The sequence below is a fragment of the Patiriisocius sp. genome (genome assembly GCF_051252435.1).
Taxonomy (GTDB): domain Bacteria; phylum Bacteroidota; class Bacteroidia; order Flavobacteriales; family Flavobacteriaceae; genus Patiriisocius.
On the sequence record NZ_JBPOFW010000004.1, the window covers coordinates 284,490 to 307,149 of the forward strand.

Consider the following 22,660-nt stretch of genomic DNA (forward strand, 5'->3'; position numbering starts at 1 on the left):
AATAGATAGGTTTAAAAAGTTAACGGTGATTGCGAAATTAAATTGTTATACGTGATGGAATATCACTCGCTCTATAAGTAAAAATACTCCAGCTCCAGCAATAAAACCTATGAATGCCAACCAAGTTATTTTCTTTAGATACCAAATAAAATCGATACGCTCCATTCCCATAGCGGCAACACCTGCTGCACTACCAATAATTAACATACTTCCACCTGTTCCAGCACAGTAAGCAATGAAATGCCATAGTACCGAATCGGTTGGTGAATCATACATACCCATTGACGCAGCTACGAGTGGTACGTTGTCAATAATTGCAGATAGTACTCCCAATAACATTACCACAACATCTTGGTTAGGGATGGCGCTCTGTAAAATTTCGGCTAAATAACGTAATGTACCAACCGGGTCACCGTTTTCGGCTACACCGTAAACGAGACTTTCTAATCCGGCTACTGCCATTAAAATTCCGAGGAAAAACAGAATCGATGAAATCTCAATACGCGATAAAGCCTTGTGAGCCGAATATTGCTGACGACGCTCTTTAGTAAAATCTTCTTCTGGGTGAATATATTCTGAAACGAGCCATACTACACCAAGTGCGAGCATCATCCCAATATACGGTGGTAAATGCGTAATGGTTTTAAAAATAGGCACCGAAACAATCATACCCAAACCTAAAAACAACATTGTTTTGCTACTTAAAAGTCTTTCAGCAACTTCATCTTCGGTGGTGTCTACTTCTATTTCACCTTTGAATGCTGGAAGATATTGTGCAATGAAAAAAGGAATTACAAAACACACAATTGATGGGATTACAACAAACTCAATCAAGCCCGCTGCTGTTACATTGTCAGCGATCCAGAGCATCGTTGTTGTTACATCTCCAATGGGCGACCATGCACCTCCAGCATTAGCGGCTATAACCACGAGCGCAGCATACCAAAGACGTTCTTCTTTATTTACAATAAGCTTTCTTAATAACGTGATTAATACGATTGTTGCGGTTAAATTATCAATAATTGCAGATAATACAAAAGCTAATATTCCAATAATCCAAAGTAACTTACGCTTACTTTTTGTACGAACCGCTCCTTTTAATATCTCGAATCCACGGTGTAGATCAATGATTTCTACAATGGTCATCGCACCTATTAAAAATATTAATATTTCCGCAGTCTTTCCTAAATGGTGTAACAGCGTGTTTTCAAAACCGTGTTCGGCTTCCTCACCTCCGCTTAAAAAATTGTATGAGTTTTCATAGGTGTCAATAACATCAAACCATCCATTATGAAAACCTATAGCGAGAACCGCCCAAATTAAAGCTGCCATTATAAGAGCTGGCACCGTTTTGTCGAGTTTTAGTGGATGTTCTAGCGTTATCGATAAATAACCAATAACAAATATTAATATAATAATTGCTTCCATAGAGTGAGGTTTATTTTAAAGTTTGTAGTTATACCAATTGCTTTAGTGCAATCTCAAATGCGGTTTTACTAATATTTGTTTTTGTACTGTTGTTGTCAAATGTATTCCGAATTGCATTTTTAATGGTCATGGATGTATCGTTGAAAATAGCCTCGTCTGTCATTTGCACTTTACGTTCCATAAAATATGCAAAAACACGCGCCATACCACAATTACTAATGAAATCTGGAATTAAAGAAACACGCTCATCTGTATATTCCATAATACTTCCGAAGAAAATTTCCTTATCCGCAAATGGCACATTGGCACCACAACTAATCACTTCAAGTCCTGTGTCAATCATGCTACTAATTTGCTCTTTGGTTATCAAACGCGATGCTGCACATGGAGCAAAAACTTCACATTCCAACGTCCAGATTTGCTCGTTTATTTCTTCAAAAGATAGCATGTTATCTGCCACCAATGTATTTCCGTCTTTCTTTAAGAATAATTTTTGGATTTCATCAAAACTGAATCCATCCTTGTTTATAATTCCACCTGCTCGATCAATAATGCCAACGACCTTGGCTCCCATTTGGGACAAATAATACGCAGCTGCAGCTCCCACATTTCCAAAACCTTGTACGATGGCACGTTTTCCTTTAACATCGCCGCCGTAAATATCATAATAATGACGCACAGCTTCGGCAACGCCGTAGCCTGTAATCATATCGGCCACCGTGTATTTTCTCGAAACATCTGGTGAATATGTTGTGTTTTCTAAAACCTTTATCACCCCTTGGCGTAGTTGCCCAATACGATTGATTTTATCTGCTTCTGTTGGGGTAAAGTGGCCGTTAAAAACTCCCTCTTGCGGGTGCCAAACACCACTTTGCTCTGTAATAGGAATTACTTCGTGGATTTCGTCAACGTTTAAGTCTCCACCCGTACCATAATATGATTTTAATAATGGAGAAACCGCTTTGTACCAACGTTCAAGAACGCCCTTTTTACGTGGATCGCTTGGATCAAAATTAATACCAGATTTGGCTCCGCCTATCGAAGGACCAGATACGGTAAACTTAACCTCCATTGTCTTTGCGAGTGACAATACTTCGTTCTCATTCAATCCCACGCGCATTCTTGTTCCTCCGCCAGCAGCACCACCTCTTAATGAGTTTATGACCGTCCAGCCTTCTGCTTCGGTTTCTGGGTCGTTCCAATGGAATACTATTTCAGGTTCTTTATTTTCGTACTTTTTGAGTAGTTCTTTCATGTTTTGCACCGCATTGGCGGCAAATGTTTAAAATTAATGTGCCTTCTAAATTTCTTATTACTTCGGAAATGTGATTGGCGTAGTTATAATTGATTCATTTTAAACATTTTTTTTGATTGGTAAAATTTCAGAAACAAATATAAAAAATTGAAAAGGTGTTTACCTTTCTTTTAAGAAAAATCTAAGATAGTTTCCAACATGTTTTTAAAATTTTAGATACAAACTAAGCAATAAATTTTGACTCAAAGAACACCTTATAAAGACATCAATAGATTATTATATTTTTATTCGACTTAAAAATTTTACGCATAAAATTCTTATCTTTAAAGTATCCCCCGAATTTTATTTGAAGTAAACCACCAAAAAAAGTAAGGGTATGATACATTTTTTCTTCCATAAAGAAAATACACATGATGAAAATGAGGCGCCCGATACTTGGGATGCATTTTTCAAAAAATCGAATAATTCCTCAAATCGAATTTCAAAATCTTGGCTCATTACGGTTGTTGCAACCTCTCTTATTTTTGTAGTTACTGAAACAATATTGGTCAAAAAAACATTTCAATCACATCACAACGTAACTGAGATTATTTCTATCAATAACAATAGCTTATATCATGACTAAAAAAGGTGTTTTTATCATATTGATTATTGGATTGTTACTTATCAATTTTATCCTTATCGGGCTATTAATTTAAAAACCGGAAGTCTCAAATACTCTTGAAACACAAGCACATCATAGCCCTAAAATGGTCATTATAGAAAGACTTGGATTTGATGACGGACAATTAAAACAGTATTTGGAATTAATCGATGCACATGGAGTTGTCACAAAGGAAAAAGACGCAAAAATTGCTCAAATTAAAGCTGAACTCTACCAATTACTAGCTGGAAATTTGATGTACAAAAAAGCCGATTCGTTAACTTCGGAAATAGGTAAAATTCAAAAAGAAATTGAGTTGCTGCACTTTAATCACTTTAAAGACATTAAATCACTTTGTAATGAGAAACAGCTTATTGAATTTGAGAAACTCGCTAAAGACCTTGCTACTGTTTTTGGCAAAACTACTGAGTAACTCCATTTTTTAAAATTACTCTTCCTCTTCTGCAATTTCTTTATCAATACGCTCCCACATCTTACCGCTATTGAGCCTAAAGGTTCCCACAAAATCCCAATTACATTCTTGAGGAGAGATGAGTGAAAGCCAAACATCACCATTTGCTTTGCGATAGAGATGGTAGATTTCGCCGAGGACTGGCTCAAAACTGAATTTTGCCGAGTATATAATATTATTATATTCAAACTGCTTCATCATCAAATCGTATTGCGCTTTTAGCTCATCAAATTGCGATTTGAATTGATGATTTACTTTATTAATATTGGTGTTTTTCCACGAGGTAATATCGTCTGGAATAATGGCTGGCGCACCTAGATTTGTGGCATACGGAGTAAGCGATGCAGCGTACTTTTGGGTCTCTTCATCAAATACTACTTGGTCTGGTTTTTTGCTCTTTTCCGAAGCCATTTTTAATTTTTGTTCAAAGATACTTTAAGAGCATTAAACATAAAAAAGTACTGGGGGATTATCTTGAAAAATTAACTGTTCACTTCCTTTTCTAGTGCGTAAATTTCAGCAAAGGTTTTAGCATGCAATCTTTTATTGGTTTTTGTCAAGTTCGCCCCTTCTTCCACCAAGCTTTCTAATAAAGTAATTGCATCTTCTTTCCGGTCATTCTCTATGAAAAAGCGAGCCAATTGTAATCGTTCCTCATAATTGGAATAACGCCTATCTACTTTTCTAAGTATTTCTTGTGCAGCATCAAACCCTTTAACCTTATATAACGAAAGACCATAGTAAAATTGAGCCGTCGATTTATCAAAATCTGGATGTGACTTAATAATCGAAGCAGTTGCAATGACATCTGCGTACTGCTCCTTTTCAAAAAAACATTTTATTAATTGTGAGTTTACATAGTAGTCACTTTTATGACTAGGGTCAGTTAGTGCGATTTGATATTTTTCAAGAGCTGTTTCAATATCATTGATTTCAAAATACGCATCCGCGACATTTACTCTATTCTGAAATGTATCAGCAAAAATCACTTTTTGTTCTAAATCCTTTACTTTCTTCGTGGGATTTACGATTGCCGTTATATCTTTTTGAACTTTTACCACATCACGCTCAGAAAACACTTGTGTTATCAAATAAACAAGAGAACCAAGACCCGGAACTAACAAAATAATAAAGTACCAATACACTTTATTTTGATGCTTGTAAACATGATACAAACAATAAATTTGAACTGCAAGAATGAGATAATACCACATGTTTCAAATTTAGATAAAATTATAGCCAGTTTGAGTTAAACACCTTTATTATAAATTAAAATATTCCCTCCAGAACAATCTGCTTTTGCACCAGTGACACTTGACAAACAATTAACTTCTCCACGCAATCGCAAAACTCCCAACAAACCAAAAATCAGCGCTTCTTTAAATTCTACTAGCTGCGAATTTGGAACAATTAATTGGATTGCTACGTAACGTTTCACTTCTTCTAATAAAAAAGTATTATACGCACCTCCCCCGGTCACTAAAACTTTTGAATTGCTTTTGAATTGCCTCGCAAGCTGAACCGCAATATGCGCAGTCATCGTAGCCAATTTGTCTTCCAAATTCATTTTTGAAGTTTCAAGAATGGGAAAAATCGTTTCTTTTACCCATTCCAAACCCAATGATTTTGGAGGCCTTTTTTCATAAAATGGCAATTGGTTCAATGTTTTTAAAATTTCGGTATCCACGGTTCCATTTCGGGCAATATTTCCTCCATCATCGTAGGGAAATCCAAGTAAATTTGCATATTCGTTCAATACAATGTTGACCGGGCAAATATCGTAAGCAATCCTTTTGCCCTTCTTTTCTAAAGAGACATTGGCAAATCCGCCGAGATTCAAACAATAGTCGTATTCACTAAAAAGCAACCTATCGCCAATGGGTACCAACGGCGCTCCCTGCCCACCTAACTGCACATCTTTCACCCTAAAATCGCAAACTACGTTTTGACCAATCAATTGTGCAATTTCTGGAAGATTGCCTATTTGCAGCGTAAAACCATTTTGAGGTTGATGGAGAATCGTATGTCCGTGGCTACAAACGGCATCAATTTTTTGGAGGTGATGTTTTGAAATAAACGTCTTTATAACTTCGGAAATATAACGGGTGTACTTTTTGTTGAGTTCAATTAACTCTGTTTCCGAAAATGAAATAGCACGCTGTAATTGTTGTTTCCAAATTTCAACATAAGGTATCGTTTCGGCTTTGCGTATTTCAAAAGACCAAATTCCAGTTTCTGAAATTGTAAATGAAATTTCGGCAAGGTCAATACCGTCAAGCGAAGTACCGCTCATAACGCCAATGACGTGATATTTTTGTTTGATTAAAATTTCCGAAGTACCCATACCCAAAGGTACACTTTACAACGACACAGATAAATAAAAACAATGCAGACCTAACGAAAAAGTTCTCCTTTTATGCAGTTTGCAATTACCTCATTTACCCGTATCTTTGCAGTCCCAAAAATTTTCAAACGAAAACGATTTAGTATTATGGATTTTACACTTTCCGAAGAGCACTTAATGATACGTGATGCTGCACGTGATTTTGCAAAGCAAGAATTATTACCAGGCGTTATTGAGCGTGATAATAAGCAAGAGTTTCCTACAGAGCAAGTGAAGAAAATGGGCGAACTTGGTTTCCTCGGGATGATGGTTGACCCTAAATACGGCGGTGGCGGAATGGACGCGTTATCGTACGCGATTGTCGTGGAAGAGTTGAGCAAAGTAGATGCCTCTGCTTCAGTAATTGTGAGCGTAAACAACTCATTGGTTTGCTACGGAATTGAAGCCTACGGAACCGAAGAACTAAAACAAAAATACCTCACAAAGCTTGCCACGGGAGAGTCCATTGGTGCTTTTTGCTTGAGCGAACCCGAAGCTGGAAGTGACGCTACATCGCAAAAAACAACTGCGATTGACATGGGCGACCACTACCTATTAAACGGTACAAAAAACTGGATTACAAATGGTGGGTCTGCAGACTTTTACCTTGTAATCGCACAAACAGATAAAGAAAAAGGACATCACGGCATCAACGCATTTATCGTAGAAAAAACGTGGGATGGCTTTGAAGTGGGACCTAAAGAAGACAAGTTGGGAATTAGAGGTAGCGATACGCACACCTTGAATTTCAACGACGTAAAAGTACCTAAGGAAAATAGAATAGGCGCAGATGGATTTGGATTTAAATTTGCGATGAAAACACTTTCGGGTGGACGAATTGGTATCGCAGCACAAGCCTTAGGGATTGCTGGTGGTGCTTACGAAATGGCGCGCGATTATTCAAAAATTAGAAAAGCTTTTGGTACCGAAATATGTAACCATCAAGCCATCGCTTTTAAATTGGCAGACATGCACCTTGAAATCGAGGCAGCACGCTACCTAGTGTATAAAAGTGCTTGGGACAAGGACAATGGTAACAACTACGACATGAGCAGCGCAATGGCAAAATTAAAAGCCAGTAAAGTTGCCATGGAAGTTACTGTGGAGGCAGTGCAAATACACGGCGGAAACGGATTTGTTAAAGAATACCACGTGGAGCGAATGATGCGTGATGCAAAAATTACACAGATTTACGAAGGAACTTCTGAAATTCAGAAAATCGTAATCTCAAGAGGATTGTTGAGAGATTAATTTTAGCCGCTTTCAATAATATATTAAATCGCTTTGATTGATTTCAAGGCGATTTTTTTGTGAGTTATTTTGTGGGTTGCCTAGCGGCGAAAATTTTAAGGGTGGGGATTTTCGGGATTTGTTTCTAAAAAATCTAAAGTATGTAAGACTCAGTAAAAATATGCAATACAGTATTTTATAGGGATTTTAATTTCAATATAGCGTACAATTTTTATTTAGTAATATTTCACCCATCCTCTTAATAAATAATATATTGTTTTAATTGGTATCTTTAGGGTTCTAATTTCCAAAAATGAATACAACATTGAGTCCATCTTTACAGAATGATATAGAGAATATTGTGCAGATTAGTGCAATACCTTCCATCTTAAATATTATTTGTCGAACAACTGGAATGCGCTTTTCCGCAGTTGCAAGAGTAACAGATGAAAAATGGATTACTTGTATTTCTCAAGACGAAATTAATTTTGGGCTCAACACAGGCGATGAGTTAGTTTTAGAAACTACAATCTGTAACGAAATAAGACAACATGCAAATCCAGTGATAATTGAAGATGTAAAAAAGAGCGATAGCTTTCTCAATCACCCTACACCAATACAATATGGATTTCAAAGTTACATCTCCTACCCTATTTATAGAAAGAATGGCGATTTTTTTGGAACACTCTGTGCAATAGATCCAGAACCTGCAAAACTTGAAAACAAAGAAGTAAGGGATTTGTTTTCGCTCTATACGCAACTTATTTCATTTCATTTGGACGCAATAGAAGAATTAGGCGAACTTTCAAAAAGTCTTCAAGAAGAAAAACACGTTGGAGAATTGCGAGAAACATTTATTGCGATATTAGGTCACGATTTAAGAAATCCCGTTGGAACCACAAGAATGTGTGCAGACATATTATTGCAAATGGAACTTCCCGAAATTGGAAGAAGACAAGCAAACACAATAAAATCTACATCGTATAGAATGCAGGGATTAATTGACAATCTACTCGATTTTGCCAAAGGACATTTGGGTGATGGAATAAGGCTGGAACTTTCTGATAATAAATTAGCACTAAAAAAATTACTGAGGCAAGTTTCAAAAGAAATAAAAACAGTGGACAAAGAACATGAAATCAATTTTAATATTGATTTAGTTGATGATTTTCAATGTGACATCAATAGGATTTGCCAGCTTTATTCAAACCTTCTAGGAAATGCAATGAAACATGGTGCACTCGACAAACCAATTACAACTCAAATTAAATCACAAGATGGTTTATTTTCAATAAAGGTTACAAATTCAGGCGATAAAATTCCAGAGGAAAGAATCCAAAATTTATTCAAGCCTTTTTTCACGACCAATGCTACCAATAATAAGTCTGGTTTAGGGCTTGGATTGTATATTTCTTCAGAAATAGCAAAGGCTCACGGAGGTAAAATTGATGTAAACTCAACCAACGAAAAAACAGTTTTTGAATTTTCAATGCCCATAAAAACAAAGAGCGATGCTGGATTCAACACATAGAACACCAATTAATTTCAACAAAAACCCAAAACACCTTCAATTAACATCACCATTTACCGAAGGAGCTTTCTTATACCGAAAAGCTGAATAAGCTACTTCGCCAAATCCCCATTGTAACAAAATGTAACCCCTCACGACAAATCAGGGAAAGCTTTTCAAATTTCGGTTTCGCACCTCAATAATTTTTACGAAATTGATACTCCAATTTTTTATTAGTTTAACCCTTAAATACAGCCATACTTATGTCCGATGATTTTGACTTATTAGAAACTGACTCTTCTTCAAAAAAACAAGAAAAAGTAGAAGTAAACTGGGGGAAAGCCGTTGACCAAATGAAGTCTAAGCTAGCCCAAGAAGATGACCCAGAAGCGCGTCAAAAAATATTAAATGCAACCCTCGATGATGTTGTGGGCATGGCAGAAAAAGACAGGTCTTCCCTACTTGATGCCATTAAAGACTTAACAGACTATCAAGATGAAGTGGGGATAATTTTTGAGAAATTCTCTACCCTAAACGCAGATGAACAAAAGGTAATCGACAACGCTCAAAATGAACTTGAAAAAGCAAAAAGAGAACTCGAAGAAGCAGAAGCCGTTACAGATAATTGGTGGAATAACCTTTGGGGACGTAAAGCCAAAATCAAAAAAAGAGAAGCGGAACTTAAATTAGCACAGGCGGAACGTGATGGCGCAGATATGAAGGCAAAAGCCATGTTCCAAGAACGTATTGAGAGTGCAGATGTGCAAACATTGTTAAACGAACTTTCTTACAAGTCGCAGGCCGCCGTTACACGTTTAAAAAATCGTGAAGTAGAGATCAAGGAAGTGGAAGAAAAGTTGCAAACAGCAATCGTTGAGGCAAGTAAAAACCACACAAAAGCCCTAGAAAAAAAGAAAGAAACAGAAGACAAACTAGAAGAGCAATACGCACTTTTAAAGCAAGCAAGACAAGCACTTGAAGAGATTGCAGACAAACAAACTGCCGCGTATTCTGAGGCTATTGGCAAAGTGACCACCATTGAGCAAAAAGTGGAGGAACTGGAAGGATTGAAAAACGCCTACACCACACTCGCCGCGAGTAAAGATAGTTTTGTCCACAAACACAACTTGACCATTAAAGTATTGACTTCGCTACGCAGCAACTTGCAAACGCATAGAGCAAAGCTGAAAAGTGACACAGATGAAAGACTCAAGTATTACGATGGATACATCGTTGCTTTAAAAGCGAGAACAGACCAAGAATTTGCTGCCATTTTAGAGCACTTAGGTGTAAAAACAGATGAGCACATTGGGCAGACATTAGCAGCAATGCACACGGCAAGTGCAAAAGCAAGACAAGATATGATGGACAATATTCCAGTTCATGAAAAGGTAATGCAAGGTGTTTATGGTAGTTATGCAGAATCATTACAGGAAATAAGACAAAAAGATGCAAAAATCCAACAAAACTTCGCAGACCGTTATGGTATTGACATGAAGGAAATCTTTGAAGAATACTACGCAACAGATGGCGACGCCCCAGCACCAACTGGCGGAGACCAAACTCCTCCCAAACCGGCTGCAGATGTTGAAGACGATTTGTTGAGTTAAAAAGTAGTTACAGGTTTCATGTTGAAAGTTATGTGTGTCTTAAAATGACTTTCAACCTGAAACTCTTAACTTTCAACTCATAACTCATAACTTCTTTACCATGTCCATTAACCAAATACAAACCCCACTTGACAGTGCCGTTCTTGAAACCAAAGAGCAGTACAAAGTCTATTATAAAATTGTGGCGCATGCGTTTGATTCACTGGTGGAGAGCTTGTCAAAAAAGCAGATTTGCAATGAAATGGAAATCCTTTTTATCTCGCAATATGCAGAGCTTCTCTCCTATTCGTTGGAAGCTTTTAGAATAAAATACCTCTTTGACGACGAGGAGAAAATGCGTATCGATTTAACCGAAAGCGGTTTCCCAAATTTTCTGGAATTTAGATATCTGTATAATGACTTGGCATTGAAACATGAGCATGTAAGCAAGTTGCCAAAGGTTGAAGATTTAAAAACTCAGTTTTTAGAAACCTTATTAAAGGACAAAGAAGAAGTCAGCGATTTCAAATTGCACCAAGCGGCTTCCATTGTGTATTATGCTTCAGTGGAGCAAAAGTATATTTTCAAGAAGTTTATTCAAGGAAAGATTACGCGCAACAAAGATGTAACGAATGGCGAATATATGGTGAGTTGGTCATTTTACGATGTAGTACACAACCGACCGTTCGTTTGCTTTATGTATTTCGATTTGTATAAAGAAACACTTGAAAGCTACACCCAGCAAATCTATGAAGTCATCGAAAGCGTCGCAGACCGAAATATGTCCCTCGATATGATGGCGTATGCCATTGACAAAAAGCTACCCAAAGTATTGCCCAAAAAACTTCGGAAAATCGACCTTGGACCTTTACACAATGTATTTGCTAAAGACGAACTCGAGATAACGCACGTAATTTTAAAAGGGATTATCAATAAAACATTGGACATTTCGGCGTATGCCATTTCCATGCGATTGGAGGAAATCAATAGTACTGATACTTTTAGTGAAGGAAGCTTTTTTAACAAACAATATTTACAGATTTGGGAGTCAAAAAAACCACAGTCGTACGTTTTTACGTCACACAGAATTTTGCAAGTACTGCACGACAACATCCCAGAATTTCTAAATTCACTAACGCAGGCACCCATTGAAATCCCTGCATTAAAATTATAAAGATGATATTCACTTCGGAAATTTCTAGGGTGAAAATAATTTAGACAAATAAACCGAAGATGTCTGGCGGGCGCTCGAAAGGACAATTGCGGTAACATTATAAAGGAAAGTAACATTTCCGAAGTAGAAAAAGCACAAAACAAACATGGAACACAACAGCACATTTCCTATAAAATTAACCGAACTCAACGCGCTACGTGATGAAGCAACTTCCTATTTAAAAGGCGTGCAATGGGAACAGGGCGGGAAAGCGCAACGACGCGACAAGGACCAAAAAGACACCTCCATCCTGCTCTATTTGTCAAAAGCAAACGGCACGGCGGGGAATGATGTAACGTCGGTATCAAAAACTATTTTGGGTTTAAAAAAGCGATTGTTGCCAGATTCGGTTGCTATTCCGTTGCGATTGAACCAATCTCTTTTTGCGTTGCAGGAAGGATTGACGATGGGCATTTGGTTAAAGGATAGTTATTATGATGCATCGGGATTGTCTGGTTTGAATGAACAAAAGTCAAACCTCGACGTTTCGCAACGAAGAGAATACGACAGTAAAATGCAAACCGCGACGGCATTTATGTTGCATGGCATTGCAACGCGAATTTTATTTGATTTGAGACCTTCGGTTTCAGATGATCTTTCTGTGATGAAAAACAAGTTTGCTGGCATTCCAGAATTGTCATTTGCGTCACCACTCAAAGGAATTTCCTGTCTGTTATTTTATTACGACAAATACCTTGCGCACCCAGATATGATTGCCAATGACGAAGATGTCATCAATTTTACTATCGTCTATTTTGAAGCAATCATTTCAGAAATACAAATGCGCATTAGCTCATTAGATTACACCGAAACCATAACAGACCGCACCTATAAATTAGAGAAAAGCGAATATGCGGTTTCGGGATGGGAAAACGCAAATGAAGGCACAGCAAAAAGTGTAGAATTCAATAAAATAGAATTTGAAGAAATCGTGGGAAACCGCGACGCAAAACACTTTGCCCGCAGATTGACAGAGCGCATGTTGAGCTACGATTTTACCGCAAAGAAAAATCCGTTTCAAGAATTGGGTGGATTTATGCCAGTTTTTATGGGCTACGGAATTCCGGGTACCGGAAAAAGTATGCTCATCGCCGCGATTGCCACCCGACTCAAAAAACATTGCGACGAATTGGAAATTCCGTTTTTATTTCATCCCATGCCAGATACGTTGATTTCAACATTTCAAGGAGGAAGTGCAGAGAAAATGGTACAGTGGATGAAACCTTTGAGCGACCCCACAAAATTGATTTTCGCTCCCATTGATGATGCCGAAAACAACTTGCAGGAAAGAACCGCGCAAGGCGTTTCGGCGGGTGTAAAGGAAGTCATTGGTGTATTTTTGAGATATACTGAAGGCGCATACGCAATTAACTACGGAAATTCCAGCATAGGGCTATTTACAAATTTGCCCGAAATGCTCGACAAAGCCGTTATCAACCGTGTGCAGGGGCGTTTCAAAATTGACGGAGCCAGAACGATTCCAGATTTTATTGACCAAGATTTTATTTGGTGGCGGAAATTTGAAAAAACAATGCCCGATTTCGTAAAGATGAAAAATCCGGAGGATTATACATTTTTATCGGCGCAGGGATTGGCTAAAAATTTAGGCGAAATCTTAAATGTAAGCGATAAACCTTCCGAAGAAAAAGTACTGGAAATCTATCAAAAAACTGAAAAATTACACGGCACAGATCAGCACTTATTTTATGCCAAATTGTATAAAAATGTGCAAGAGTCTTTTCCATTTTTCTCCTCGAGAGATATTCGAAATATTCAAAGTGCCATTTCATTGCGATTAACAGATTTTGATTTACCCGAAGAATGGTTCAACGACCCAACAAGATATTTTAAAAAGGATTATGACACTAAGTTTGGAATGCTGCAAGAATTAATGAAAGCGAATATGAAAGGTCTTAACTTTAGTGATATTAGAAGACAAGAAGTAGTGCGCTACCTCGACAACGTTGCCACGATTGCAGATACAGATTTTAAACGAAAAGTAGAACAACGTGTGCACGATATGCAAGTGCAGCTAGCAGCGAGGAAGGAGTTTGGAGATTAAGGCCTCTCCCTAACCCTCTCCGAGGGAGAGGGGAATTAAAGGCTTTCTTTTTTCAAATAGATTTTGTCACATTGAGCACAGTCGAAATGCAAACGAAGACGAATATTAAATGAAATCAAAAAATAGTGAATAACAATACAACTAGCTCCCTCTCCTGTGGAGAGGGCTGGGGAGAGGACAATAAAAATACCCGCCTTCACAGGCACTAAAGATGAAAAAATTAAAAGAAGCAGGATTATTTGGTAGTGGGTTGGTTCCCATTTCGGGGTCATTGGCACAACGCTATAATGACTGTCTTGCTATGCTCGGCGTCAAACCGACTGCGTTATCATATTTTTCGATTGACGCAATGGGTTGGAGTCCAGAAATTTCCGAAGAAAAAAACGAGAACTATTACCTCAACGTAGGCGATGCAAACCCCAATGCGATTATCATTTCGCCAGAACAAAAAGGGAAGCCCGTTTTTATGCCGTCGCATAGTTTTGACCGTGATTTAATGCACGCCATTTTTACTGCGTACAGTAAACAGATTAGAGATATTACCAAGGACAGCGCCATTTGTGTGCATCTTGACCAACATATTGACGCCTTTTATAGTCCGTTTGATTTGTTAAAATACAAGCATATTTCGGTAAGTTTTAGCTTGCTCAATGACTTGCCAAAACGTCAAAAAGAGCAAAAAGAATTGGTTAAAATATTCAACGAAGGAAACAACTTTATTGATAGAGAAATTCATCATAAATTATTGGATTCAGCCAAAAAATATGGTGATTTACGTACCCGAAAATTAAACTTTGAACCTTTATCACTTAACGTGTCTTCCTTTTACACAAGGGCTTTCGGCGGTGTTTTTATACTTCGGGATTTCATCAAGGAAATTATGATTTTTGAAGATATCGAAATGTTTAAAAAAGCCATTAAAGATACCGACCACGATGTGATGATTTTTCATCAAAGTCACGACGAACTAATGGACTTACTAAACGACCATCTCATTGCTGAAATTGATTTAAAATCTGTCGTCAACGACGAGCGTTATAACCGGATTAAAAAACAAGTATTTGCCCAAAAATTAACAAATCCCGAACACGGCATCGATGAGATTTTAGAGAACACATTTCTCTTTAAAAAATACCTCAACGAACTCGATATTGAAACACGAAAGGAAATCATGGGTGTGGAATTATATCTCGATAAACTTGCGCTGAGCAATCAAACAAAACGGGAGGATATTGTGAGTGATGCCTATTACAAAGCATTGCACAAACCCCACTCTTCCTTGGAGTTGGAGCATCAAGAATTGATCTGGAAACTCCTTTCTAAAATTTCGCCGCTGGATATTTTGCATCTGTATTGGTATGATAAAGCGCAATTTTACAAAACGTACCTAACTTGGAATGTGTCACATCAACATTGGGCGATTGAAACGATTAATAAAGCTATAAAAAACTAAATTATGACACTAGAAATCATTGTATTTGTCTTGGCCATCCTCTTTGGGATTATCATTTATTGGAGCGAATCAAAAAGCAATCGCCTGTATCGCTGGATCAACCACCTTACGCATAACGATGAGCTACAAATGAAACCTGAAAACCGCAAAGGCTTTTTCCATTTGCAACCCTTTTTGTTACGCTTAGTGTATATCACATTACTCTTTGTAATCGCTGCAGTGGTTGTAAGTTTTGCAACACCCATAAATGCTTTTTACGTGCAGTATTTTGTTTCGGCAATCGTGGGGACAATTATTGGTAGCTATATAGCTTCCATCTTTTTATTTGCTTCGGAAAGGACTAAAAAAGAAGCCTTACAGCAAGCATTTGAAAAAGGAAAAGACCGCGTGGAAGATTTTGTTGATGATATAAAAGACAACTTTGAAACCGAGAAACCAAAACCCCAACAAAAAAACGAAACCAAAACTGAAGAAGCACCAAAGAAAAGCGCAAGAGACAGATTTAAGGATAAGGGAATGATTAAGTGATTAACAATAAACAAAGTAATATGAAAACATATTGGCAAAAAGGAGGAAAACAAAAACGCATCGTGATTATCGGTGGGGTGATTTTGTTGTTGCTATTGTTCTTTCTACGAGATGATTACCAACCTGCATTATTGTTTCTTCGGAAATATATCTTCATTATTTTATTGAGTGGAGTATTCCTGTGGTTTACACTCTCAAAATTTAGAGCTGCTGTGGGCGCTGGAAAGCGCATCCTGATTTTAATAGGGATTGTTCTCTTTTTTGCTACGGGTTGGTTTTTAGGTTGGAAAACAGGATTGTATAATTACATGCAAACTTATAATGTATTCAACAACCTTGACCTTGTTGAAATTGAGGAATTACCACTCACTCGCAACGAACGCATTCAGCCATACAACAACATTGTTACCATGGCGTATGAGTCTATCGGCGAAACGCAAGAAGTTTCTCCACCACAATTGGTTCGTGTGGATAGCGTAAACCAATGGACGATGGCCGTGCAACCCGCAAAGGAATATTCATGGCAAAGAATGAGTGACAATACGGAGGAAATTTTCGCAGTAGCGAGCACATCACCATTTCCTAGATTTGCAGGAGAAAATAGGATTCCGGTAACGTTTGCCATTGGTGAATCCTTGGCATTTTCACGAAATACGTACAATGCGGTTGTGCAACGTTTCAACTTTTTTCAATTATTTACCCTAGAGCCCAGTGAGGTTTTCTATATGAAAAACGATAGCGGAAAATGGGTCCAAGTCGTGAGTTTGATTAAGTGGAAAGGTTTCTTTTTTCCTTATCCTTCCTATGGCGGCGTGATGATTATTGAGCCAGGTGAGCATAACACAAAAGATTATTTTGAACGTATTACCATCGGAAAAGGAACCTACGTTTCTCCAGAAGAGACACAACAATACCCCTTTCTCACAAGACAAAATACGCTCGCCGAAAAGGTATCTCGACTACAAGCGCAATCGTTGCAATTCCTCGGTGGGTTTACAGACCCATTACCTTGGAATATGGAAACGGCCGTGAAAATTCCAGATTTAAAAGACGACGAAAACCAGCAACCTTTTGTAACCGATTTTGATTTTACAGGAATGCCGTACGATGCTTTTAACGGATTGTATCATTGGTTTGGATTGGAGCCTATTGGCGAAGAAAGAACGAGTTTAGCGTTTAGCGTTCTAGTCCCCGCAGATGGAACCGAAAAATTATATTACTACAATCACGGTGCGAAAAAAGAAGGACTTGCTGGCGTGAGTGCGATGCCACTTAAGGTAATCGAATCGAAAAAAGAGTATGATTGGTCTGTCAATAAACCGGTAGAATTTAGACCATTCATCAAGGAAATTGCTGGTCGTAAACGTATGTTTGTCATAAGTACTGTTGCGGCAAAACGAGACGATAGTAAAAAGTTTGACGGAGCCGCAACACCAGATTTGGCATTGATAGACACGGAATACCGAGATGTAATTTGGGTAGATGCAAAACATCCTTCAACTTGGGAAGAAACCATTTTAAATCAAATGGGAGAAACCTGGCAAACCAGTGAAAATTTGAGTGATGAAGTTTTAAATTCTTCGAGAAAGGATATGGATATAAATCAAGAAATTCCTTTAATTGAAACAGATTCAGTATCTCGAAAAAAAGAAATCAATGATTCATTGCGAGCTGCTGCGCAGAGGGTTTTGGATAGTTTGAATTAAATAAACGTCATTTCCAAAGAGGTTTCGACTGCCAGCCCGAAAGAAATTTTCATTCTGGCGAGAGCTTAACCAGACATATGGTCCAATTAAAAACTACAAAAAGAAATCCCATACCAACCCAAAACGTATCACAGCATCACGATACGGATATCCGGGGGCTGAGAAGAAGTCGTTACTCTTTTTGAATAGGTGGTTGAAATTTTCCCATTTAAAGAAAATTCTTGTTTGTCTAATTTTTCCGTTGAAAAATAAATCTACGAGCGGGAAGCCTCCTATTTCTTCTCCATTCTGCACATAAAATTCTGCTAGGACAGGGTCGTAGGCGTTCATGTTGTATTTTGTAAAATACTTAAATCCTATTCCGGTTTCTAGGTATAATGCTTTTTTGAACCACTCGTCTTTGTAATATAAGGACTGACGAGTTACTATTTTTGGTACGTTGAAAACCTCAGAGCCACGCACTGCATTTTGATACATTACTGTGTTCATCAATGCAAATTGTTTCCACTCAAATTGCTTTTCTAGTTTTACTTTTAGGTAGTCCACTCTATCACCAAATTGTTGTGGCGTGGGTGTAGAATCGTTTTCCCTAATTGCAAAATAAGCGTAATCGTCAATACCCGTGTAGCTTATGGAAACATCGGCTAATTTTTTTGATTGAAGCTGAAATTTCAACTCTTGAGTTTTTACGTTATTGAATTCGGTTTTCCAGTTGTAATTGATGTAATCATTTTGATACAACAGAAAATTAAAATTAGGCGCTACGCTGTGAATACTAATAGACGCTGTAGCTTTATTGTCTTTATCAAGCGCATACCCTGCCGAACCTTCTACATAATTTCCATCAAAGTCACCGTTGATGTTTATTGCGGCTTTTCCGTTGAGCTCAAAACCACGATATTCTTTTTGGTATACAGCTCCAACTTCTACAATATTCCCTTTAATACGGTTTGGGATTAATTCATCCGCTAGCTGGATGACCGTATTGTAGCCATAGTTGTAGTCAGTATATTTAGTAAAGGCGGTAATATTTCCGAAGAGATTACTAGAGAGGTTTGCATACATACTCGCGTTAAAATCCTCTAACTTTGTTTTGGTCAACAATTCTGCATTTTCATAAGACTCGCCATACGGTGAGTATGGAGTTAACTGGCGATACTCAAAAAATTTGTCCTCATAATTAATAGCATTCCCTATTTTGAGCACATTGTAACTCGTGCTATCGCGCTGGGCGAACAACTCATATTCATGCTCAAAATAAAACCGAAGTCCCTCTAGTTTATTTTCGGCATTTTCAAAGTTGACATCGAGACGGCCACGGTCTGAAAATTCGTCATCATCTGTTCTAAAAAGTTCGAGTGAATTTGCTGTCAAACCACCATTTTCTTGATTGAGCACATCCTGAGCAGCGATGTGGGCGCGCACATTGTAGCGTTTATTTTTTGTGTGGTAATTGGTCGTAAACGTAAAATTACCCGTACTTGTCAAAATATGTTGATAATCCCCAAGCGATCGAACTCCTTTATACCCAATTGAAAAATTGAATTGCTCCGAAGTATTTACCGTAAAAAAAGCATCCAATTGTTGCCCTTGCTCGAAGGCAGTTTTAAAATATAATTCGGTCAAAGGTGTTGGTACGTTGAAGTAATTGATGTCTTCAATCTGGTAGTAATTAAAATGATGCGATTGCGCGACAAACTTAGGTTTTAAATGCTTACTGCTGAAATCTACCGCAAGCGAATTATACGTCTGCCCCACATTTGAAAACGGCAGCAATTCAAAATCATCCCTGCGTAAATAATTGAATTTATAATCCTTTTTAATACTCAGCGTCGTATCAACAAAAGTAGTATCCCGCTCATGCGAAATAATCTCATACATATCAATGGGCGGTTTCTCATCTTTAGGTTTGACTTTCATACGCTGTACATCAACCTGAGCGATGCCCAACCCCATAAAACCGAAAAGAATAAGGAAAACTAAAATATGCTTCATTGTACCTAATAACGTATATCGCAAAGGTATATTTTTTTTATTTCTGAAATGTGCTTTAGATTTGATTGAGCGTTTTTAAAATTCCTTTAATAAAAAAAACGCATCAACCTAGATTGACGCGCATTAGCTATGAGAACTATAACCTCACATTATAAACCTCTCTTTTTCGTAGCAATTATATATACGCAGGTTTTTAAGCTTTGGTTTTTAATTGGAGCCAAAGCAATTCTAAAAAAAAGCGCATCAACCTTAGATTGATGCGCTTTTGGCTTGAGAACAAATAACCTCACATTATAGACCTCTTTATATATACCTTATGTACGAAGATTTTTACATTTCGGTTTTTTATTTGTTAAAAAAAAATAAAAAAGCCCGCTGATTCTAGAATCAGCGGGCTTTGAATAACTATCAATTTATTTATTCGCTTGCAGGTAAAACAACCGTATCAACAACGTGTATAACACCATTTGATTGGTTAACATTAGGTATTGTAACCATTGAAGAATTTCCATTCTCATCCATAATTACAACATTCTTACCTTTCAACATTGCTTTTAAAGTTCCACCGCTAACAGTTTCAAAAGTTGCCGTTCCGTTTCCAGCTTTTATCGCTTTAATAATATCAGCTGCCTTGTAGTCTCCAGCCAATACGTGATATGTTAAAATCCCTTGTAACATTTCTTTGTTTTCTGGCATTAGTACTGTCTCAACAGTTCCTTCTGGCAATTTATCAAAAGCTGCGTTTGTAGGAGCAAATACTGTAAAAGGTCCATCGCTTTGAAGCGTTTCAACTAATCCAGCAGCTTTTACAGCGGCAACTAACGTAGTATGGTCTTTTGAGTTTACTGCATTTTCAACAATATTTTTACTAGGATACATTGCTGCTCCACCTACCATTACTGTTTTTTCTTTCATCATTTTGTCTTGTGCAAATGATGCGCTTCCCACTAACAATGTAAATGATAAAGCAATTACTGATAACATGTTTGATCTTTTCATAATTTTAAATTTTAATGATTTTTATTTAATTCTAAGTTAAAGGTTTGTTTTGCTAAATTAACGAGAGAATCTAAGTCTTGGTTTTTATTATAGATTGTTTTAGTACAATTTTGGCAGTCTTTTAACTTCTTTAAGATGATTGGCTAAAACTTTTCTAATAAAAAATTACATCTTAAACACCTCTATTTTAGTATTTTATACTTAAAAAAGAAAAGGCTGTTATCCACTTAAGTAAACAGCCTTTTCAGCATACATTAAATGTTGGCTATCAAATTAATTAGGCAACAATACCTTGTTGATAGCATGAACAACACCATTTGCGGCTTGGACATTAGTTACTATAATTTGGCTTACACGACCATTTTGGTCTGTAACAGTAGCATTAGTCGCATCAATTATGACATCATCGCCAAGTGTCATCACGGGACCATCCACTAAATCCTCAGCCCGCACATTTGCACCTGCAATTACATGCGTATTTAAAGCCGCTGTTAATACTGGTCCTGGAATATCGTCAAGTCCCATTAAACCTAATTCGACTAATAAATCTTCAAAAGCTTCGTTAGTAGGGGCAAGTACAGTAAAAGGTGCTGGAGATGTTCCATTCCCAGTACTCAAAGTTGTCACATAGTCTGGTTGATCAGCTCTGGTCAACGCAGCAACCAAAGAACTAAATCCTGCATCTGCGGTTGCAAAAGTTACTACTGTAGGTAATGCTATTACAGCGTTCACAACATGCACTACTCCGTTTGCAGCCAAAACATCTGGAGTTACAACGTCTGAAACTCCGTTTAAAGTTACCCCACTATCGGTATTAACATAAAGACTTAGTGCAGCATCTGCCTCTCCGTTAAAAGTGGCTAATGTGTTTGTATACGAAGTAGAGAAAGAGGATGATAAATTTGTTCCTGTTAGAACGTGATTCAATAATGTTTGAGTCAATAAATCAACGGGTACATCATTAATCGAAGCAAGTCCGGCTGAAGTTAAAAACGCCTCAAAGGATTCGTTCGTTGGCGCAAAAACTGTAAGCTCAGTCGTTCTATCGTCTACTGCACTGTCAAGACCTGTAATCTCTAATGCCTCAAATAATATGGAAAGGTCCGGTGTGATCATTGCAAGACCTTTAATGGTTGGGTCTACAACATCAATTGCAGCTTGAGGTAATAAAACTCTGTCCAGTGCATGCACCACACCATTTCCAGTTTGTACGTCTGGAACAATAATGTTTGTTGCCATACCGGATGCGTCAATAATCTGAGGTCCGTTAGTTAAATCAATAGTGATATCTTCTCCTTGAAAGGTAGTCGCGGTTTGACCATCTGTTAAATCTCCAGATTGTACATTTACACCTGCAAGTACGTGATAATTTAAAATAGTTTGTAAAAGTGGTTGAGGAACATCATTCAATCCACTCAAACCTAATCCCGATAACAATCCTGCAAACGCATCATTTGTAGGAGCAAAAACCGTGAAAGGTGATGATGTGGTTCCTGATAATAATGCAACATAATCTGTTGAACCATCTGTGGCTGCAACAAGAGCATCCACCAATGTTGAAAATGCTGGATTTGCAGTTGCTTGAGTTACAATGGTTGGAATCCCAATGACTGTATCTACTGCATGAATTACTCCATTACTTACTCCTACATCTGCCGTTGTAACTGAAGAAACACCATTAATCCGCACTCCTGAAGTCAAATCTAAGTATAAACTAAGATTACGTTCAGTAGTTCCAAATGTTGCTAAAGAATTAATATAACCTGTGGTCAAAGATGAAGATTCATTTTTTCCAGAGACAACATGATTAAGTAAAATATTTCTCAACGCAGGTATTGGAACATCATCCAAACTCGCAAAACCATTTTCGGTTAAAAAAGCTGCAAATGCATCATTATCTGGAGCAAATACTGTAAAGTCATCTGTACCATCTAGTGTGGTAGTAAGTCCAGCAACTTCTAGTGCTGCTGCTAAAGAAGAATATTCGGCATTTGTGGCTACAAAGTCTGATATTGTAGTAGTGGCGTCTCCCGGAGGTGTTACACCATCATCGTCATCTCCACAGGAAACCATCCCTAGAGTAATTATGAATAAAAACGTAAATTTTAAAAGATTTTTCATAGTTGTATTGTTTTAGTTAATATTGATTAATTCACTACGAAAACAACCGCATTCTAAAATGTACTACCACTAA

At 37.5% G+C, this 22,660-nt stretch carries 18 protein-coding genes; 10 read left to right on the forward strand and 8 right to left on the reverse strand.

What is annotated here, in order from left to right:
• Positions 1-45: 45 nt before the first annotated feature.
• Both nhaD and ACSHW7_RS10960 read right to left on the reverse strand, forming a co-directional pair.
• Positions 46-1,428: a sodium:proton antiporter NhaD gene (gene nhaD, locus ACSHW7_RS10955; protein ID WP_435679388.1), complete on the reverse strand. Its 1,383-nt coding sequence runs from the start codon at positions 1,426-1,428 to the stop codon at positions 46-48.
• Positions 1,429-1,456: 28 nt separating this feature from the next.
• Positions 1,457-2,683: a Glu/Leu/Phe/Val dehydrogenase dimerization domain-containing protein gene (locus ACSHW7_RS10960; protein ID WP_435679389.1), complete on the reverse strand. Its 1,227-nt coding sequence runs from the start codon at positions 2,681-2,683 to the stop codon at positions 1,457-1,459.
• A 376-nt stretch (positions 2,684-3,059) separates the two neighbouring features.
• On the opposite strand from ACSHW7_RS10960, the gene ACSHW7_RS10965 reads away from it, so the two are divergent.
• Together ACSHW7_RS10965 and ACSHW7_RS10970 are read left to right on the forward strand one after the other, a co-directional pair.
• The gene (locus tag ACSHW7_RS10965; protein WP_435679390.1) at positions 3,060-3,308 is read left to right on the forward strand and encodes a hypothetical protein; all 249 of its coding nucleotides are present in this window, start codon (positions 3,060-3,062) and stop codon (positions 3,306-3,308) included.
• 124 nt (positions 3,309-3,432) lie between these two features.
• On the forward strand, positions 3,433-3,759 hold the full coding sequence (locus ACSHW7_RS10970) for a hypothetical protein (RefSeq protein WP_435679391.1): 327 nt from the start codon (positions 3,433-3,435) through the stop codon (positions 3,757-3,759).
• 15 nt (positions 3,760-3,774) lie between these two features.
• Here ACSHW7_RS10970 and ACSHW7_RS10975 read toward each other — a convergent pair whose 3' ends face one another.
• From ACSHW7_RS10975 to ACSHW7_RS10985, 3 genes are all read right to left on the reverse strand, one after another.
• Positions 3,775-4,209 (reverse strand): DUF2452 domain-containing protein, encoded by a 435-nt coding sequence (locus ACSHW7_RS10975; RefSeq protein WP_435679392.1) that lies wholly within the window; start codon positions 4,207-4,209, stop codon positions 3,775-3,777.
• A 71-nt stretch (positions 4,210-4,280) separates the two neighbouring features.
• On the reverse strand, positions 4,281-5,012 hold the full coding sequence (locus ACSHW7_RS10980) for a hypothetical protein (protein ID WP_435679393.1): 732 nt from the start codon (positions 5,010-5,012) through the stop codon (positions 4,281-4,283).
• 35 nt (positions 5,013-5,047) lie between these two features.
• Complete coding sequence (locus tag ACSHW7_RS10985) at positions 5,048-6,142, reverse strand: anhydro-N-acetylmuramic acid kinase (RefSeq protein ID WP_435679394.1); 1,095 nt, start codon at positions 6,140-6,142, stop codon at positions 5,048-5,050.
• 147 nt (positions 6,143-6,289) lie between these two features.
• Here ACSHW7_RS10985 and ACSHW7_RS10990 point away from each other — a divergent pair, with 147 nt between their 5' ends.
• The 8 genes from ACSHW7_RS10990 to ACSHW7_RS11025 all read left to right on the forward strand — a co-directional run bounded on the left by ACSHW7_RS10990 (position 6,290) and on the right by ACSHW7_RS11025 (position 17,472).
• The gene (locus ACSHW7_RS10990; RefSeq protein ID WP_435679526.1) at positions 6,290-7,432 is read left to right on the forward strand and encodes an acyl-CoA dehydrogenase; all 1,143 of its coding nucleotides are present in this window, start codon (positions 6,290-6,292) and stop codon (positions 7,430-7,432) included.
• A gap of 292 nt (positions 7,433-7,724) precedes the next feature.
• Positions 7,725-8,942 (forward strand): GAF domain-containing sensor histidine kinase, encoded by a 1,218-nt coding sequence (locus ACSHW7_RS10995; RefSeq protein WP_435679395.1) that lies wholly within the window; start codon positions 7,725-7,727, stop codon positions 8,940-8,942.
• Positions 8,943-9,184: 242 nt separating this feature from the next.
• Positions 9,185-10,531, forward strand: a complete 1,347-nt coding sequence (locus tag ACSHW7_RS11000; RefSeq protein WP_435679396.1) for a microtubule-binding protein — start codon at positions 9,185-9,187, stop codon at positions 10,529-10,531.
• A gap of 100 nt (positions 10,532-10,631) precedes the next feature.
• Positions 10,632-11,684 (forward strand): hypothetical protein, encoded by a 1,053-nt coding sequence (locus tag ACSHW7_RS11005; RefSeq protein WP_435679397.1) that lies wholly within the window; start codon positions 10,632-10,634, stop codon positions 11,682-11,684.
• A gap of 145 nt (positions 11,685-11,829) precedes the next feature.
• A complete protein-coding gene (locus ACSHW7_RS11010) occupies positions 11,830-13,785 on the forward strand; it encodes an AAA family ATPase (RefSeq protein WP_435679398.1) in 1,956 nt (651 codons plus the stop codon).
• A 211-nt stretch (positions 13,786-13,996) separates the two neighbouring features.
• Entirely contained in the window at positions 13,997-15,238 is a 1,242-nt protein-coding gene (locus ACSHW7_RS11015; protein ID WP_435679399.1) for a DUF6638 family protein, read from the forward strand.
• A gap of 3 nt (positions 15,239-15,241) precedes the next feature.
• Positions 15,242-15,766, forward strand: coding sequence for a hypothetical protein (locus tag ACSHW7_RS11020; protein WP_435679400.1), 525 nt, complete (start codon positions 15,242-15,244; stop codon positions 15,764-15,766).
• 20 nt (positions 15,767-15,786) lie between these two features.
• A complete protein-coding gene (locus ACSHW7_RS11025; protein ID WP_435679401.1) occupies positions 15,787-17,472 on the forward strand; it encodes a hypothetical protein in 1,686 nt (561 codons plus the stop codon).
• Between the two features lie 93 nt (positions 17,473-17,565).
• On the opposite strand, the gene ACSHW7_RS11030 is transcribed toward ACSHW7_RS11025, so the two are convergent.
• From ACSHW7_RS11030 to ACSHW7_RS11040, 3 genes are all read right to left on the reverse strand, one after another.
• A complete protein-coding gene (locus ACSHW7_RS11030; RefSeq protein ID WP_435679402.1) occupies positions 17,566-19,467 on the reverse strand; it encodes a putative porin in 1,902 nt (633 codons plus the stop codon).
• A gap of 417 nt (positions 19,468-19,884) precedes the next feature.
• The gene (locus tag ACSHW7_RS11035; RefSeq protein ID WP_435679403.1) at positions 19,885-20,466 is read right to left on the reverse strand and encodes a fasciclin domain-containing protein; all 582 of its coding nucleotides are present in this window, start codon (positions 20,464-20,466) and stop codon (positions 19,885-19,887) included.
• Positions 20,467-20,739: 273 nt separating this feature from the next.
• A complete protein-coding gene (locus ACSHW7_RS11040) occupies positions 20,740-22,587 on the reverse strand; it encodes a fasciclin domain-containing protein (protein WP_435679404.1) in 1,848 nt (615 codons plus the stop codon).
• Positions 22,588-22,660 lie beyond the last annotated feature (73 nt).